This is a genomic window from Olegusella massiliensis (assembly GCF_900078545.1).
Classification (GTDB): Bacteria; Actinomycetota; Coriobacteriia; order Coriobacteriales; family Atopobiaceae; genus Olegusella; species Olegusella massiliensis.
Map to the genome: position 1 here is coordinate 654,512 of NZ_FLLS01000002.1, position 15,188 is coordinate 669,699.

General features: G+C 51.4%; 17 protein-coding genes and 1 pseudogene. 3 read left to right on the forward strand and 15 right to left on the reverse strand.

What is annotated here, in order from left to right; genetic code table 11:
- Positions 1-246 precede the first annotated feature (246 nt).
- Together BN4314_RS08080 and BN4314_RS03115 are read left to right on the forward strand one after the other, a co-directional pair.
- Complete coding sequence (locus tag BN4314_RS08080; protein ID WP_068539752.1) at positions 247-1,443, forward strand: hypothetical protein; 1,197 nt, start codon at positions 247-249, stop codon at positions 1,441-1,443.
- Positions 1,444-1,631: 188 nt separating this feature from the next.
- The gene (locus tag BN4314_RS03115; RefSeq protein ID WP_068539754.1) at positions 1,632-3,263 is read left to right on the forward strand and encodes an amidohydrolase; all 1,632 of its coding nucleotides are present in this window, start codon (positions 1,632-1,634) and stop codon (positions 3,261-3,263) included.
- A gap of 293 nt (positions 3,264-3,556) precedes the next feature.
- On the opposite strand, the gene BN4314_RS03120 is transcribed toward BN4314_RS03115, so the two are convergent.
- The 4 genes from BN4314_RS03120 to BN4314_RS03135 form a co-directional block, all read right to left on the reverse strand.
- On the reverse strand, positions 3,557-4,348 hold the full coding sequence (locus BN4314_RS03120; protein ID WP_269746740.1) for an amino acid ABC transporter ATP-binding protein: 792 nt from the start codon (positions 4,346-4,348) through the stop codon (positions 3,557-3,559).
- Between the two features lie 12 nt (positions 4,349-4,360).
- Positions 4,361-5,551, reverse strand: coding sequence for an amino acid ABC transporter permease (locus BN4314_RS03125; protein ID WP_068539755.1), 1,191 nt, complete (start codon positions 5,549-5,551; stop codon positions 4,361-4,363).
- Positions 5,552-5,604: 53 nt separating this feature from the next.
- Complete coding sequence (locus BN4314_RS03130) at positions 5,605-6,555, reverse strand: substrate-binding domain-containing protein (protein ID WP_232309710.1); 951 nt, start codon at positions 6,553-6,555, stop codon at positions 5,605-5,607.
- 206 nt (positions 6,556-6,761) lie between these two features.
- Positions 6,762-7,829, reverse strand: a complete 1,068-nt coding sequence (locus BN4314_RS03135; RefSeq protein ID WP_068539757.1) for a glycosyltransferase family 2 protein — start codon at positions 7,827-7,829, stop codon at positions 6,762-6,764.
- Between the two features lie 24 nt (positions 7,830-7,853).
- Here BN4314_RS03135 and BN4314_RS08085 point away from each other — a divergent pair, with 24 nt between their 5' ends.
- Complete coding sequence (locus BN4314_RS08085; RefSeq protein ID WP_157089940.1) at positions 7,854-8,030, forward strand: hypothetical protein; 177 nt, start codon at positions 7,854-7,856, stop codon at positions 8,028-8,030.
- Here BN4314_RS08085 and BN4314_RS03140 read toward each other — a convergent pair.
- The 11 genes and pseudogenes from BN4314_RS03140 to BN4314_RS03190 all read right to left on the reverse strand — a co-directional run bounded on the left by BN4314_RS03140 (position 8,023) and on the right by BN4314_RS03190 (position 15,103).
- Complete coding sequence (locus BN4314_RS03140) at positions 8,023-8,787, reverse strand: hypothetical protein (RefSeq protein ID WP_068539760.1); 765 nt, start codon at positions 8,785-8,787, stop codon at positions 8,023-8,025. The two genes, BN4314_RS08085 and BN4314_RS03140, sit on opposite strands and share 8 nt — an antisense overlap.
- 76 nt (positions 8,788-8,863) lie before the next feature.
- Complete coding sequence (gene truA, locus BN4314_RS03145; RefSeq protein ID WP_068539762.1) at positions 8,864-9,697, reverse strand: tRNA pseudouridine(38-40) synthase TruA; 834 nt, start codon at positions 9,695-9,697, stop codon at positions 8,864-8,866.
- Between the two features lie 98 nt (positions 9,698-9,795).
- Positions 9,796-10,260, reverse strand: coding sequence for a 50S ribosomal protein L17 (rplQ, locus tag BN4314_RS03150; RefSeq protein WP_068539764.1), 465 nt, complete (start codon positions 10,258-10,260; stop codon positions 9,796-9,798).
- 32 nt (positions 10,261-10,292) lie between these two features.
- Positions 10,293-11,234, reverse strand: a complete 942-nt coding sequence (locus BN4314_RS03155) for a DNA-directed RNA polymerase subunit alpha (RefSeq protein ID WP_021734675.1) — start codon at positions 11,232-11,234, stop codon at positions 10,293-10,295.
- Positions 11,235-11,257: 23 nt separating this feature from the next.
- A complete protein-coding gene (gene rpsD / locus BN4314_RS03160) occupies positions 11,258-11,863 on the reverse strand; it encodes a 30S ribosomal protein S4 (RefSeq protein WP_021734780.1) in 606 nt (201 codons plus the stop codon).
- A gap of 18 nt (positions 11,864-11,881) precedes the next feature.
- The gene (gene rpsK, locus BN4314_RS03165) at positions 11,882-12,283 is read right to left on the reverse strand and encodes a 30S ribosomal protein S11 (protein ID WP_021626865.1); all 402 of its coding nucleotides are present in this window, start codon (positions 12,281-12,283) and stop codon (positions 11,882-11,884) included.
- A gap of 3 nt (positions 12,284-12,286) precedes the next feature.
- On the reverse strand, positions 12,287-12,658 hold the full coding sequence (rpsM, locus tag BN4314_RS03170) for a 30S ribosomal protein S13 (protein ID WP_021734627.1): 372 nt from the start codon (positions 12,656-12,658) through the stop codon (positions 12,287-12,289).
- Positions 12,659-12,670: 12 nt separating this feature from the next.
- On the reverse strand, positions 12,671-12,784 hold the full coding sequence (gene rpmJ / locus BN4314_RS03175; RefSeq protein ID WP_021626867.1) for a 50S ribosomal protein L36: 114 nt from the start codon (positions 12,782-12,784) through the stop codon (positions 12,671-12,673).
- 131 nt (positions 12,785-12,915) lie between these two features.
- Positions 12,916-13,134 (reverse strand): translation initiation factor IF-1, encoded by a 219-nt coding sequence (gene infA / locus BN4314_RS03180; protein ID WP_021734522.1) that lies wholly within the window; start codon positions 13,132-13,134, stop codon positions 12,916-12,918.
- 566 nt (positions 13,135-13,700) lie between these two features.
- Positions 13,701-14,480 (reverse strand): annotated as a pseudogene (gene map, locus BN4314_RS03185) (type I methionyl aminopeptidase); the annotation flags it as partial.
- Positions 14,477-15,103 carry an adenylate kinase gene (locus tag BN4314_RS03190; RefSeq protein WP_068539766.1) on the reverse strand — a complete coding sequence of 209 codons (627 nt, stop codon included), beginning with the start codon at positions 15,101-15,103 and terminating at the stop codon, positions 14,477-14,479. The pseudogene map and the gene BN4314_RS03190, both read right to left, overlap by 4 nt.
- Positions 15,104-15,188: the final 85 nt, after the last annotated feature.

A 15,188-nucleotide genomic window follows, 5' to 3' on the forward strand; every position in this document is an offset into this window, starting at 1 on the left:
AACAATAGCGAGCCTGTATCTATGATACCGCCTTGCCTGTCATCACAAATACCCAAGCGCCGACAAAGTTCGGTTGAAGTTGATATTCAACCTGCCGTGGATATGTCATGGCAAAACCCCATTATTAAGATTTGTTGGATGACTTTTTATGTTTTTCTAGTAGAATTATAGCTAAGTCCGTTTACAGGGAACATCTGTCCTAGATATTCCCCAGCCCGTAAACAGCTAATAAAAGGAGAAGTGCATATGAACGTAAAGTCCGGAACTCTTGCAAAGGCAGCCGTTGCTGCCGCTCTGTCCTGCGCACTTGCTTCGCCCTTTGTTGCGGTAAATGCATATGCAGCAGAGGACGCACCTACCAACAATAATGACGCAATTGTTGCTACCGCCGTAGCAGCATCTGCTGAGGAAGCTCCCGAGGCCACTGCCGCCCCCGAGGCTGAGGCCGAAGCTCCTGAGACCTTCGCTGCAGCCACTCCTGAGGCCACTGCCACCCCCGAGGCTGAGGCCACTCCTGCCACCGAAGCTCCTGAGACCATCGCTGCAGCCACTCCTGAGGTCATTGTCGCCCCCGAGGAAAAGGAAACGCTTGATGGCGATTTGCTGATTAACGGTGATACCACCTCATCAAAACCGTACACGGTAAAGCAGGGCAGCACTTTTTCTGCCACAGGCAAACTTATTGTAGACAAGATTGTTGGCCAGATGGACAAGATTGAGAAGAAGTACGGCGTCGGTGACACTAGTACCATTCAGCTTTCCGACGTCAACTCAACCTTTGAGATTACCTTGGAGCTAGGCGAGGATTTGAGCTTTACTCAAACTGACCTTGATGCTATCGAGCTGATTCATTTTGGTAAGTTCGAAATTGATGGTACTCCCATTTTTGAGGGCAATAAACTCACTATCAAGGTAAAACTCAATGCCGATACCATCAAAACCTACGCGGATTTGAAGACTGCGGTTAAGGCCTGCGCTTCTGAGATGACCGCGAAAGTTTCTGGCATTAAGGTATCCGAAACTGCAGAGCCGGGTAAAAAGTCTGTCATTAAGGGCACGGTCAAAGGCCAGATGAGCGCCATTGCCACTTTGCATGGCCATACTATCCTTTTTCCTTTTACTTGGACCACTGTCCAAAATGAGAGTGGAAAAGATTCTGAAGCCACCGATCCCGAGGCTATCCAGGCAACCGTTTTGGTTCAAAAGGCTGATCCCAAGCCCAATCCTGAGCCCAATCCCAAGCCCAATCCCAAGCCCGAGCCCAAGCCTGAGGCTAAGCCCCAGCCCAAGCACATTGCCCAAACCAAGGTCGTAAAGAAGCGCTCTGCTCTCCCTCAGACCTCTGATGTAGCTGCTACTGCTCTTCCTGCAGCAGCACTCGCTCTCGCTGGTGGTCTGCTTGCCGCAGCTGCAACTGTTTTGCGCAAGCGCAACGAGAACTAATTCTTAAGTTTCATGAGTTAGTGGCCCCCAACGGCCTCTGGCAAATGCCAGAGGCCGTCTTTTTTATGCCATCCACCTCTACGGCAACGCGTAATCACCCTATCGCTTGCCGCTATGGCTAAAGTGTCGTTTGGAATTTAGTATCCCACTCAAACCGATAGACATCAGGTTAGTTAAAAGAAGGTCACATGGCAGTCGAACTAGTTATTCGTTCAAAAAACGTCTTTACAGGTAAAACCAACAAAACACAAGCACTTGCTTTGGGCATCACGCAGGGAAGCATCGCAGCAGTGCTTCCCTATGAGCGGGCTGATGAGCTCTGTGATTTTCAGACTCAGCTCATTGATTACGGTGAAAAATTTATCTGTCCAGGCTTTCATGATGCGCATCAACACGTATTGCATTCTGCGCTTTTTCCCTCCACGCTTGCTGATCAATATGTTGGAACAAGCGAAACGGACGAGGTGGCACATCTTGTTAGTTTTGCAACAACTCTGCCTGATACGCAGGATTGGGTACTTACGCATGGTTGGCGTCAATCCTTTTGGACAGACCCCACTGCTGCACCGACGCGCCATTCCCTTGATGCGGCCTTTCCCGATCGTCCTGTCGCGCTTTACTCAGGGGATGCTCACACGCTCTGGCTCAATTCGTATGGCATGACGGAGCTCGGTATAAGCGATGCTACTCAGCCACCTGCGGGTGGAAGTTTTGATCGTGATGCTCAGGGACATCTCACGGGAGTTCTCCGTGAAGCAGCTGGAATGGCCTATGTCGCTCGCCTTGTTGAACTACTGCCTGATGAGGCGCTCATGCAGGTATACCGCAGCTATTTTCAGCGCCTATCCAGCATGGGTATCACCTCAGTTTGTGATATGGCGCTTTCACTTATCCCTGGTGCAGACTCCATTCGCCCTGACATCTACCAGCGTCTCCTCAATGCGGATGAACTCACACTTCGCGCGCATCTCTTCCCCACTCTCACTGAAAACGAATCAAACCTTGAGGACATGCAGGGCGAACTCACAGGCACCATGCTCCAAGCCCCCGGCTTCAAGCAATTCTTTGACGGGGTCAGCTCTGCGCACACCGCCTGGTGCAGCGAGCCCTATACCAATGCATATTTTTCAGGAGATGTCGGACGACCTACCGTTGCACCCGAGCGCATGCGTTCGCTCGTACTTTCAGCGGCTAGCCACGGCCATGCTGTGCGCATTCATACCATTGGCGACCAAGCCGTTCATGAAGCTCTCAATATTTTTGAGGAAGCAACTCGTCTTTATGGTCAACCAAAACAAGGCGCCCACACGCTTGAACATATTGAAGATATCCAACCCGCAGATCTTGACCGCTTTGCAAAGATACACGTTGTTGCCTCTGTGCAACCACCGCATGTGGTCATCGACCTGTCTCAGCCCGACCGTGACTTAGGATCTGAGCGCGCCGCCCGCATGTGGCCTTTTGAGGCGTTTCTACAGGCAGGTGCTACTCTTGCATTTGGTACAGATTCACCTGTGGTACCCCCTACCAGTCAGGACGTGCTGTATTGCGCCATCACGCGTCAGATGCCCACAACTCACCTACCCCAAGGTGGTTGGCATCCCGAACACTGCATCAGTCACGCAGATGCTTTGCGCGCGTATACCTATGGCAGCGCAGCGGCAGTGGGCCGTGCGCATGAGTTAGGGTTGTTAGCACCCCGTATGCTTGCTGACTTAGCGGTATGGGACACAAACTTTCTCACCTGTGAGCCTGAAGAAATTCAGCAAGCACACTGCCTTGCCACCTATCTCGGAGGCAAGCAGATCTTTTCTGCTTAACAACACGACAAATGCGTAGATGTCTGGCTGATTGCAGGCGATCTTCTCGCCCCGCTCACCGGAATAGTTAAAAGTATTAGCCCCGAGGAGGCATTTGAGGCGATTTTTTCACCTAACCGCTGAGATAGTTAAAAGTTTTAGCCCCGAGGAGGCGTTTTTGGTCGGAATCCTACCAAAAACGCCTCCACTGCGCGCCTCACCCCAGAACTGTCAAAGCAAGGCGCAAAAATAAGACCACCTGAGATACGGTATCCACCCAAAACCAAAAGTGTGCCGTCCGGCTCGCGCCCATCTTATTCAGCGTTCGTATCTTCCAAATAGCGAGACAAGAACGCACGCGTACGCTCGTATTGGGGATGGGTAAACATGTCTTTGGGATGGCCTTCCTCGGCAATAATGCCCTCATCCATAAAGACAACTTTGTCAGAGACATTTTTGGCAAAGTCCATCTCATGGGTCACAACCACCATGGTCATGCCCTGTTCGGCAAGACGACGCATAATTTCGAGAACCTCACCAACAATCTCAGGGTCAAGCGCACTTGTTGGCTCATCAAAAAGCATAAGGATAGGCTCCATGCAGAGCGCTCGCGCAATCGCGACACGCTGCTTTTGTCCACCCGAAAGCGTGTTTACCGCAGCGCCTGCAAAATCCTTGAGTCCAACCTCATCCAAACGTTGCAACGCCGTCTTTTCTGCCTCTGCTTTTGTCACCTTTTTAAGCAGAACCGGCGCCAACGTGCAATTTCCCAACACGTTCATATTGTTGAACAGATTAAAGCTCTGAAATACCATACCGATGTTTTGACGCAGGCGATTGACATCTACATGCTCAGCCGCAAGATCGCTGCCATGAAACCACACATGACCTGAATCGGGCGTCTCAAGCAAATTAATGCAACGCAGCAAAGTTGATTTGCCCGAACCAGATGCGCCGATAATGGTAACAACTTCGCCTCTGTTAACAGTTAGATTGATATCTTTGAGCACCTCATGATTGCCAAAACACTTGCGCAGACCCTCAATGCGCACCAGGAGCTCTTCAGCAGTATCCGGCTCACGAATGGTTTGAGTATTGATAGTCATCGCTACTCCTTACTACTTGTCCGCAGCGACCGCGGCGTGAATGGAGTCGGAGGTTTGCTCCAACCGAGGTGCATCCAAATACCTGGAAAGCCTATTGAGCAAATACGTTGCCACTGCCGTCAAAATCAGATAGAACACTGCGGCAACCAGGTAAACCTCGATATTCTTGTAATAAATACCAGCCATAGCACGAGACTCATACATCAGCTCGACCACACCAATAACAGATAGTACTGACGAGTCCTTGATATTAATAACGAGCTCGTTAGAAAGACCTGGGATAGCAAACTTAATACCCTGAGGAAACACCACACGCAGCAAAGTCTGCCACTGAGAAAGACCGAGCGAACGTGCTGCCTCGGTCTGGCCTGCATCGACTGACTCGATACCGCCGCGCAACACCTCCATCATGTAGGCAGTGGAGTTGAGAGACACCGTTACTAGGCCAGCGATAAACGTTGACCACACCAAGCGAATCTGTCCCGAACTCATACCCGTACCTAGCAACACGGCAAATCCTGCATTATAAATAATTAGCGCCTGTACCATCATGGGCGTACCGCGTACAACAGTTGAGTAAAGTTTGGCAAACCCAGATCCTACGGCCTTAAAGAAACGCACTAAATCATTGTCCGAGCGATCAATCTTGAGCAAACGCAGTGTGGCCATTAACAGTGCCAAGAAAAACGCAATGACTGTGCCAAAAACAGCCAACTCAACCGTGGTAAGAATGCCCGTACGGAAAAGCGCACGCCCCTCATAGAGCATGTACAGCGCTGCTTCCAAACCGCTGTGTGGAATCTTGTCAGCCCCAATAGCGGTTGCTGCCGAAGATACCACGCCCATAACTGCACGGTCTACAAAGAGCACAGCTGCAATAAGAGACACCGCATAGGAAGCATAACGCTCCACGCTCACCAAAGGCTTACGTGCAAAAGGCGATCGCTCGGCATAGTTGTGCCACATTGCAAGCTTGAACAGCAACGCTGCCGCAGCAAAAATCATCCATGCTAACAGCAGATAGTACATAAGCAGTTCAAGCGCATATACGGGCGCCAAAAAACTCATTCGTGAGCGAGGTTGCATTGAAAACCACAGACCGATTAGCGCAATGACGCTTGTAGCCAACACCACATAACGATGGTCGGTCTGCACAAACTGGCACAGCCGCTTTATACGGCCCTGCGTGTGTGAGTCATCCATCTGGATGTATCCTTCCGAAGAATGTATAGAAGCAAGCGAGGGATGCTATAGCGCTACTGAGGCATACGCTCGTTGCAGGCAGTCCACATTTCGTCGCGCTCCTTGGTAGGAACGTCGGCAATAGCAGCATTAATCTTCTTTAGGACATCATCTTGGCCCTTGGCAATAGCAGCGTTGTCGTTATTGGACTTATAGTCTCCAGTAAAGCCATCCTCAAGCTTGCAGACAACAAAATCTGTATATGTCTCAAGGAGTTTGGAGGCGCTCGCACCCGAATAGGTAATGGCCTCAACCTGATCGTTTTGTAGCTGCGCTACGACATCGGGGGCATACTCGAGACCATCTACGTGATTCACATTGGGAATTTGGTCAATTGCCTCATCGTAGAAGGTGCTCTTCTGTCCCACTATCGTGGCGCCTGATAAATCCTTAAGACTGGTGGCGCCAGCAAACTGTGAGTTCTTCTTGGTGATAACAGCAACTGTGTCCTCAAGATACGGATCAGAAAAGTCAACGGATTCGGCGCGCTCAGGCGTCGCAGTCATACCAGCACAAATGATGTCAATCTGACCCTTTTTGCACGCCTCGACCAAACCATCAAAGCTCATAGCAACAACAACAGGCTCTAACTCCATGGCCTCAGCAATAATCTTTGCAAATTGCACGTCATACCCATCGGCATAAGCTCCCGAAACATTTTCAATAGGCAGCGTGTAATCACTAGGAGTATCCGTTTGCCAGTTATACGGAGCATAGTTGGCTTCCATACCCACACGCATTTTGCCCTCAGAGCCAAACGTATGCTTTGGGGAAGCAGAGCTGCTGGCAGCCGAACCACTCGTACCTTCGGGAGCAGGTCCACAAGCCGTTAAAAATGCCATTCCGCCCAGGGTAATGGTCGCGAGTCCAGAGGCCTTGAGGAAACTACGGCGATTCATATGGTGCTTGTTTGGAGCAGAATCGCTGGTAGATGATGTGTCGATAAAGCAATTGGTGTACTTCATGGCTATTCCTCTTTTCTCTGGCTTTCGCCGGACCCCTTTCGCACGTACGACCGGATGGGCCCCATGCCCATCCCCCTTGCAACTTAATGCGTGAAAGTCCTACGTGGTGAGGTTATTATACATTTTTATGTGTAGAGAAGCGAAAAATAAATAAAAGGAAACGCCCATGCAACACTTAGCGCACCTAAACGCCATAGTATTTAGCACTATTTTTTCTTACGCAAAGACATTTTTGCATTGTGATGCATAAGATGTGCCCCAAAGCTTCCGCCCGCCATAAGCAGCGCAATATTGCGTGTACGAAGAGCCGCAAGCATCAGAAAATCCCAACGTCCCTCAGGTCGTGCCATACGCGCAGCTAGTTGTATAGCGTCGTCTGAAACCATCTGACGTACCAGCTTGCGCTTTTCAGCCGCCGGCATTTTGCAGGAGGAGTCACAAAGGCGCCTCATAAGGCCAAGAAAACCTTTGATGTAGAGTCGCTGGATAACCTCAATACTTGCAGGATCGCCATCAAGTCCCCAGTGATGGTAGAGTTCAAGCAGCTCCTTATGCTCATCTTGAAGCTGCTGATAGAGACTATCTCCCCACTGTCCACGATGGACAGTATTGCCCTCAATACAATGGTGATAGCGAGGCTGTGCCTCTGTGGCGACACGTTCAATATCGCGCACATAATCCAGCACAAAACACTGACCGTCAAAGCTTTGCTTGCGAAAATGAATATTGAGCTGCTTTACGCGATTGAGTTTGAAAAGCTTGCCCCAAAGATCATCCAACTGGCCTTCTTTAAATAAACGCCAGGCAGCAGTCCTAAAATCTGCTTGCGTATCAAAACTCTCCTCCGTGCACCTACATTGTTTGGAGATACACTCGCTTTGCCCAAAATAGCTATCAATGTAGTAGGAAGACAGCACAAGATCGGAATTGCTCTGCTCCATCACGTGGAGTAATTCTTCCAATGCAGAAGGCTCAAGCCAGTCATTGCCCCGTACAAACAGGAGATACGTACCTCTTAGCTGATCAAGCGCGCAATTGAGCGCCAACTGAGAATCATCATCACTTTGATGCAAAATTGTGATTCGGATATCTCTATCTGCCATACGTTCGAGTATGTCGCTTGTACGGTCATCCGAATTCAGATCAACGGCAAGTAATTCAAAGTTCTCACAGGTCTGACGCTGAAGACTTTCAACAGCACGACAGATGCTGCCATCCACATTGTGGGCGGGCATCACAATCGAAACTAAGGGCTTGTCAAAAAGCCTGCTCATCTATCTGGAAGCTCCTTTTGAGCAATGACTCAAAATACAAACGACACCACGAACAACAACATCTATATCGTCTTCTACTATTCTCCTCTTGATTATCGCGCCTCAAAGAATTTATATCAGCAAATCTTGCCACTGCTCACGGATATTCCAGCAATGTGGATAATGCTTGCACAAGTTTTGCTTAGCTCAGGCATTACTTAGCTGCTACCTGCGTACCCAAGGCCTCATTGAGCTTATTAGCATCAATAGATTTAGCTTGCGTGCCATCTTTGAGTTTGGCATCGGCAACAGGAGCCTCACTGCGTGCCAGCTTGTTAAGGCCAATAGAAAGTGCACGCTCGGCAAGATCAGTCATCTCACCAAAAGTCATATCAGATTTAAGAGACTCCAAAATCTTTGTGGATGCACCAATAAGCGACTGCATGCCAGCATCTTTGACCTGGGCAATCTGCTCCCAAATATCATCTGTGCCTACGATTGCGTGAGTTACGTGCACATTCATCGCGCGTGACAAAGGGGCAATGCATTCCGAGGCGCCCAAAGCATCAAAGCGAGCAGAAAGCGTTGTGTCACCTTTATCAGTTGTAAGCTTTGTATCCGCAGGAATACTCACTAAACTACCCGTACCCTTGCTCACGTTAATCGATAGAAGCTGAATAGCATGTAGCTTGGGCTTTGCTGCATGGGGATTATCAACCGAAAAAATCACCACATTGGTAAAGTTGTCGCTGGAAGTTTTATAGCCTTTGGGTGCTGTAATTTCACCTTGCGACTTGATAGATGCTTTGAGGGTTCTATCGCCTAGGTTGACATCGCGATGCGCCATAACCCAACTCCAGCGCAGTGAGATGACAAGACCAATCAACACAAATGCGGCCGCAGCACAAGCTAAAACCAAGCCAGCCCTATCGCTACGAGGTACGTCTGTGCGCTCAAAGCGTTCGCGTTTGTGCAGCATAAAAATCTCCTCGCCTTCAACACATACAATTTCTCTTGACTGAGTATAGCCGACCTTGCCGGATGTCTAGAGGTTCTTAATCCCAAGGTTTTAGCGCAGCTTGGGGATACCTTACTGCAGCAAAGCAGAGCCCTTCTGCAGGTGCTGTAGGACCCGCTGCGGTGCGGTTGCGCGCTTGCAGGGCTTCCGCAAGCCAGTCGGGCTCACGATGTCCGCGCCCCACTTCCACCAAAGATCCTGTAATGATGCGCACCATATTGTGCAAAAAAGCATTACCTGCCACATCTACAACAACGAGCTGCTCACCCGCCTCCTCGAGCTGTGATACCTCAAGCTTTGTCACGCAACGTGAGGTAGAGCGCCCTGCTTCATCAAGAAGAGCAACGGAGCTTGCCTTACAAAAACTGCGAAAATCATGCTCGCCCAGAAGCGCTGTGGCTGCATTATTCATCTGCTCCACATTAAGTGTGCGTGCACTACGCAGCCACCATGCATGTCCCCATGACAATACGGGGCGCGCATTGCCTACGGAGATTCGATAGCGATAGTGACGCTCTATGGCATCAAATCGAGCTGAGAAACCCGCTGGAGCCTGATAGAGTCCTGCAATAGAAATATCATCTGGGGTTAGCGCGACAAGAGATGCTTTAAGGCGCCTTCCTTGCCGTTGAAGCTCGTTAGCATCAGCCAAAAAACTCACATACTGTGCCTGTGCGTGCACACCTGCATCCGTACGGCCCGCACATTCGAGCTCAACAGGACGCCGTAAAGCAGTTTCTAGAGCGCGCCGCAGCTCACCTGCAACGCTACGCTGTCCTGGTTGCTCAGCAAAGCCAGCAAAATCTGTTCCTCTATAGCCTAGGCACACAACAATGGTTCCTGCTGCCTCAGTTCCCGCTGCCTCAGTCATAGCCCACCTTTTACTCTTGCAAAAGTCTGGTATCTCCAGATGGCAAAAAGGGCCTGGCACAAGTCCAGACCCCTTTGAACATACATAAAACGAGAGCTTTACTCAGCCGCCTCAGCGGTCTCCTCAGCCTCAGGAGCCTCTTCCTTAGCAGGAGCGGGCTCAACGACCTTGGTAACCTTAGCGGTAGCCTTGGGGGCAACGGGCTCGGTAACGAGCTCGATGATGACAACCTCAGCGCCATCGCCCTTGCGGGGGCCAAGCTTCATGATGCGGGTATAGCCACCATTGCGACCATCCCACTGGCCCTGAGCTGCGCGGTCAAAGACCTCGGCAACAACGTTCTTGTCGCCCAGCTTGGCAATAGCCATGCGGCGAGCGGCAATGTCGCCACGCTTTGCCCAAGTAATGATCTTGTCAACCTCAGGACGGATCGCCTTGGCGCGCTGATCCAGAGTCTTAATACGATCGTTAGAAAGCAGGGCGCAAACAAGGCTCTTCTTCATTGCCTTGGTGTGGCTCGCATCGGTGCCGAGCTTCATACCCTTCTTTTTATTGTGTCTCATGGTCTTGCTACTCCTCTAAAAGGTGCGGACGACTAGGCCTTAAGTCCCAGGCCCATATCCTCGAGCTTGTCTTTGACTTCCTCGATGGATTTGACGCCGAAGTTGCGAATGTTGAGCAGGTCGTTCTCAGAGAACTCGACAAGCTGGCGCACAGAGTGAATACCAGCACGCTTGAGGCAGTTGTAAGAACGCACAGATAGCTGCAGGCTCTCAATTGCCCTATCGAGGTCGGTGTTGTCCTCTTCCTCTTCGCCCGTCGCAAAGATGGAGGTGTCTTCAACAGGCTCCTCCTCATCAGTTAGCGTCATGAACGCAGCCATGTGCTGATTGATGATGTTGGCAGCCTCGACAACGGCATCGCGCGGGGAGATCGAGCCATCGGTCTCCACCTCAAGCACGAGGCGGTCATAGTCGGTATGCTGACCAACGCGGCACGGGGTAACAACTTTGGCACAACGACGAACAGGCGAATACAGAGAGTCAATCGCGATAACCCCAATAGGATTGCCGTGATCGTTGTCATCGCCCGACACATAGCCACGACCACAAGCGATGCGCATAGACATCGTAAGGTGCTGGCCTTCGCCGAGGTGGCAAATAACCTGGCTCTTATTGACCAAATCAAACTCAGCAGGAATCTGGAAATCCCCGCCCGTGACGGTCATGGGGCCATCAACGTTGATGGTGGCAATAGCCTCATCACCCGTACCATTTGCACGGAACACAAGGCCCTTAACGTTAAGAACGATATCGGTGACATCCTCGTAGACGCCAGGCACGGTGGTGAACTCATGCTGAACACCATCGATTTTGATTGCCTCAACGGCTGCGCCCTCAAGAGAGGAAAGCAGAACTCGACGTAGCGAGTTGCCCAGCGTATCGCCATAGCCACGCTCCAGCGGCTCTGCGCTGATACGTGCGATGTGCTCGCTAATCTCTTCCACCGAAACTTCTGGCCGAATGAACTCGGACATGTAAATCCTCCTGACTTACCGGTTTAACGGGAGTACAGGTTGACGATCTGCTGCGGGTCGATTGTCTCGTCATTGACGAGGTCAATCTGATCGCGAGTCGGGACCTGAAGAACGGTGCCAGACAGCTTCTCGATGTCAACTTCCAGCCAGGCAGGAACAGTCATGTGCTCAGAAGCAATGACTGCCTCCTTGATGGGGAGAAGATCCTTGTACTCAGGAGCAACTGCAACAACATCGCCAGTCTGAACCTGATAAGAAGGAATATCGACACGCTTGCCGTTCACGATGATGTGACCGTGACGGACAGTCTGACGAGCCTCACGACGCGTGCGAGCAAAGCCGAGACGGAAGACAACGTTGTCCAGACGGCTCTCGAGGAGTGCCATCAGGTTGTCACCGGTAATGCCCTCAACACGGATTGCGCGCTTGTAATAAATACGGAACTGCTTCTCAAGAACACCGTAGATAAACTTTGCCTTCTGCTTCTCGCGGAGCTGCTGGCCGTACTCAGACGGCTGGCGGCGAGACTGCTTGGGCTCGCGGTGAGACTTTTTGTTATAACCCATCACCGCGGGATCGATGTCGAGCGCGCGGCACCTCTTGAGGACAGGAGTCCTATCAACTGCCATTTTGTCTGTCCTTCCTGATTAGTTGCGGCGACGCTTGCGAGGACGGCAACCGTTGTGGGGGATGGGAGTCTTGTCCTGGATACCAGAAACCTCAAGACCTGCGGCCTGGAGGCTACGAACGGCGGTCTCGCGACCCGAACCAGGGCCCTTCACAAAAACGGTAACCTTACGCAGGCCGTGCTCCATAGCTGCCTTGGCGCAAGCCTCTGCTGCAACCTGTGCTGCAAAGGGCGTGGACTTACGAGAGCCCTTAAAGCCAACGGTGCCACCAGACTGCCAAGCAATTACGTTGCCCTGTGCGTCGGTAATCGAAATGATCGTGTTGTTAAAGGTAGACCTAATGTGTGCCTGGCCTACTGCAATGTTCTTGCGGTCCGCACGACGCACGCGCGTGTTGCGAACGTTTTTCTTCTGCGGCATGCGTTATCCCCTCTTCTTTCCACCGACCTGACGACGCGGACCCTTACGGGTGCGTGCGTTAGTGTGGGTGCGCTGGCCGTTTACAGGAAGGCCCTTGCGGTGACGCAGGCCCTTGTAGCAGCCAATCTCCATCAGACGGGCGATATTCGTACGACGCTCGCGGCGAAGGTCACCCTCCGTCGTAAAGTTTGCATCGATGTAATCGCGGATCTTGGTCACCTCGTCTTCTGTAAGGTCCTTAACGCGGGTCTCCGTGGAGATCTCGCAGGCCTCGCAGATTTTGGTGGCGCTTGTCTGGCCGATGCCATAAAGGTAGGTGAGGCCAACCTCAACGCGCTTGTCACGCGGCAGGTCGACGCCGTTAATACGTGCCAACTTGTTGCCCCCTTAACCTTGACGCTGCTTGTGACGAGGGTTTTCGCAGATTACAAAAACCTTGCCATGGCGGCGTACAATTTTGCACTTGTCGCACATCTTCTTGACCGAAGGACGTACCTTCATTTTGTCTTTCCTTCCGGTAGTGCCGGTCCGAACTATGTCATCGCCCAGCCGCTGGCGTGAATTCCCGGCTGTGTCCTTGCATGGCTTGGCCTTGGCTGTGGCGAGTCAAGACGTCCGCCCGGACACATTGTCTACTTGTAACGGTAGGTAATGCGTCCTTTTGTAAGATCGTAGGGAGAAATCTCGACGACAACACGGTCGCCGGGCAGGATACGGATGTAGTTCATCCTAATCTTGCCTGAAATGGTGCACAGAATGGTCTTGCCGTTCTCGAGCTCGACGTTAAACATTGCATTCGGCAAAGGCTCAACGACCTTGCCTTCTAGCTCGATTGCGTTTTGCTTGCTCACCTGTCCTGCTCTCTCCTCGCCAAATCTCACCACTGTCAGAGCAAAATCGCACAATGACAGCAATAGTCAATAATAATCGCCTCTGCAACTAAAGTCGAGTTATCCCCCTCTGTTCTGCAAAGTCTTACTTGAATTTCACAAACTATTCGCAAGCTCTTCGCTTTAGGGTCGTTTTTCGTTGAAGGTTGCAGGTTCGCGGATAGCGCTGGGTAGCTCATGAGCACACGAGATAGTCACACACTCGTAAAGCTCGCGCACAAAAAACCCAGCTCACAAGACATTGAGCTGGGTTTGAGAAAAAATAACATCTAACTACAGAGGCAGAACGGCAGTGCTATCGGGAGAAATGCTATCCGAAGCATCATCTGGCTCAGCCAGAGGTTTCTGCGGCAGTGCTATCGGGAGAAATGCTATCCGAAGCATCATCTGGCTCAGCCAGAGGTTTCTGCGGCAGTGCTATCGGGAGAAATGCCATCCGAAGCATCATCTGGCTCAGCCAGAGGTTTCTGCGACACTTCTTGCTCGGGCCTTTCGGTATCGCGGGGTGCTTCTCCTTCGGACTCGATCCCGCCATGCATGGCACACCAGGGTCCCAACTCATCAGCCGTTAAGATGAGAGGTCCATCCGCCGTAATCGCAACGGTGTTTTCATAGTGCGCCGCCGCCAAGCCATCAGCGGTCTGCACGGTCCAACCATTGGACCAAATGCGCGTATCGTAGCTACCAAGCGTAATCATAGGCTCAATCGCAATAACCATACCTACCTGGAGCTTTACGCCACGACCAGGACGACCGTAGTTAGGGACATTGGGATCCTCGTGCATTTTACGGCCTACACCATGGCCAACATATTCACGCACGACGCCGTAGCCATGAGCCTCCGCGAGGCGTTGCACAGCATAGCCAATATCGCCCAGACGGTTGCCCGGCACTGCTTGTTCAATACCTGCCACGAGGCAGTCTCGCGTAATTTCGCATAAACCCTGTATTTCAGGCGCAACTTCGCCCACCAAAAAGGTCCATGCGTTATCCCCTACCCAACCATCCTTGGTAGCGCCCGTATCGATTGAAAGAATATCGCCCGCTTGTAAGACCGTATTCTCGCTTGGAATACCATGGACAATTTGAGCATTAGGAGATGCACAGATACTTCCCGGAAAGCCCCCATAGCCCTTGAAGGTAGGTTTTGCTCCCTGCGCCCGAATATAGTCTTCAACAGCACGGTCAATCGCTGCGGTTGTTACACCTGGAATGGCCATAGTGCCTGCTACGCGCAGAGCTGCTTTGGAGATAGCTCCTGCCACACGCATCTGCTGAATTTCATCAGGTCCTTTGATATGAATCATAGACCAAGCTGCGCTTTCGTATCGACATACACCTCGTCCACAGGGCGATCTCCGTCAACCTTGAGAAGCTTGTTCTGCTTTTCGTAATACTCAACGAGCGGAGCTGTCTTGGACTGATAGGTATCTAGGCGCTTCTGAATAGTCTCAGGCTTATCATCATCGCGCTGATACATTTCGCCACCGCAACGAGGACATACCTTCGTCTCGGGGCCCGCAGTATAACCACAGCTACGGCAGGTACGACGAGAAGAAAGACGCTTAACAATAACATCAAAAGCCACGTCTACAAGCAGAGCTCCGTCAAGCTCAACACCCATCTTTGCAAGCTCAGCGTCCAGCACCTCTGCCTGTGCAGTGTTGCGCGGGAAGCCGTCGAGAATCCAGCCTTTTTGCGCATCAGGTTCAGCAAGGCGCTCCTTGACCAAATCAATAACAAGGCTGTCAGGCACCAGCTGACCTGCGTCCATATAAGACTTTGCCTGAAGCCCAAGCTCAGACTCCGCTTTTACCGCATTGCGAAGAAGGTCTCCTGTTGAGATGTGGGCTACACCAAAATCGGCAACGAGCTTCTGTGCCTGTGTGCCTTTTCCCGCTCCTGGTGCACCAAGCAAAACGATGTTCATACGTGCCTCTTTCTTTGAAGTCAGGCAAAGACAAATACTCCTCTATTATCTACGAAACCTAGAAGAGTGTGCTAGAGGGCGTACA

Excerpts from the sequence above, each read along its gene's own strand:
- BN4314_RS08080 (WP_068539752.1), top strand. The coding sequence starts at position 247 with ATGAACGTAAAGTCCGGAACTCTTGCAAAGGCAGCCGTTGCTGCCGCT.
- BN4314_RS03115 (WP_068539754.1), top strand. The coding sequence starts at position 1,632 with ATGGCAGTCGAACTAGTTATTCGTTCAAAAAACGTCTTTACAGGTAAA.
- BN4314_RS03120 (WP_269746740.1), bottom strand. The coding sequence starts at position 4,348 with ATGACTATCAATACTCAAACCATTCGTGAGCCGGATACTGCTGAAGAG.
- BN4314_RS03125 (WP_068539755.1), bottom strand. The coding sequence starts at position 5,551 with ATGGATGACTCACACACGCAGGGCCGTATAAAGCGGCTGTGCCAGTTT.
- BN4314_RS03130 (WP_232309710.1), bottom strand. The coding sequence starts at position 6,555 with ATGAAGTACACCAATTGCTTTATCGACACATCATCTACCAGCGATTCT.
- BN4314_RS03135 (WP_068539757.1), bottom strand. The coding sequence starts at position 7,829 with ATGAGCAGGCTTTTTGACAAGCCCTTAGTTTCGATTGTGATGCCCGCC.
- BN4314_RS08085 (WP_157089940.1), top strand. The coding sequence starts at position 7,854 with ATGACTCAAAATACAAACGACACCACGAACAACAACATCTATATCGTC.
- BN4314_RS03140 (WP_068539760.1), bottom strand. The coding sequence starts at position 8,787 with ATGCTGCACAAACGCGAACGCTTTGAGCGCACAGACGTACCTCGTAGC.
- truA (WP_068539762.1), bottom strand. The coding sequence starts at position 9,697 with ATGACTGAGGCAGCGGGAACTGAGGCAGCAGGAACCATTGTTGTGTGC.
- rplQ (WP_068539764.1), bottom strand. The coding sequence starts at position 10,260 with ATGAGACACAATAAAAAGAAGGGTATGAAGCTCGGCACCGATGCGAGC.
- BN4314_RS03155 (WP_021734675.1), bottom strand. The coding sequence starts at position 11,234 with ATGTCCGAGTTCATTCGGCCAGAAGTTTCGGTGGAAGAGATTAGCGAG.
- rpsD (WP_021734780.1), bottom strand. The coding sequence starts at position 11,863 with ATGGCAGTTGATAGGACTCCTGTCCTCAAGAGGTGCCGCGCGCTCGAC.
- rpsK (WP_021626865.1), bottom strand. The coding sequence starts at position 12,283 with ATGCCGCAGAAGAAAAACGTTCGCAACACGCGCGTGCGTCGTGCGGAC.
- rpmJ (WP_021626867.1), bottom strand. The coding sequence starts at position 12,784 with ATGAAGGTACGTCCTTCGGTCAAGAAGATGTGCGACAAGTGCAAAATT.
- BN4314_RS03190 (WP_068539766.1), bottom strand. The coding sequence starts at position 15,103 with ATGAACATCGTTTTGCTTGGTGCACCAGGAGCGGGAAAAGGCACACAG.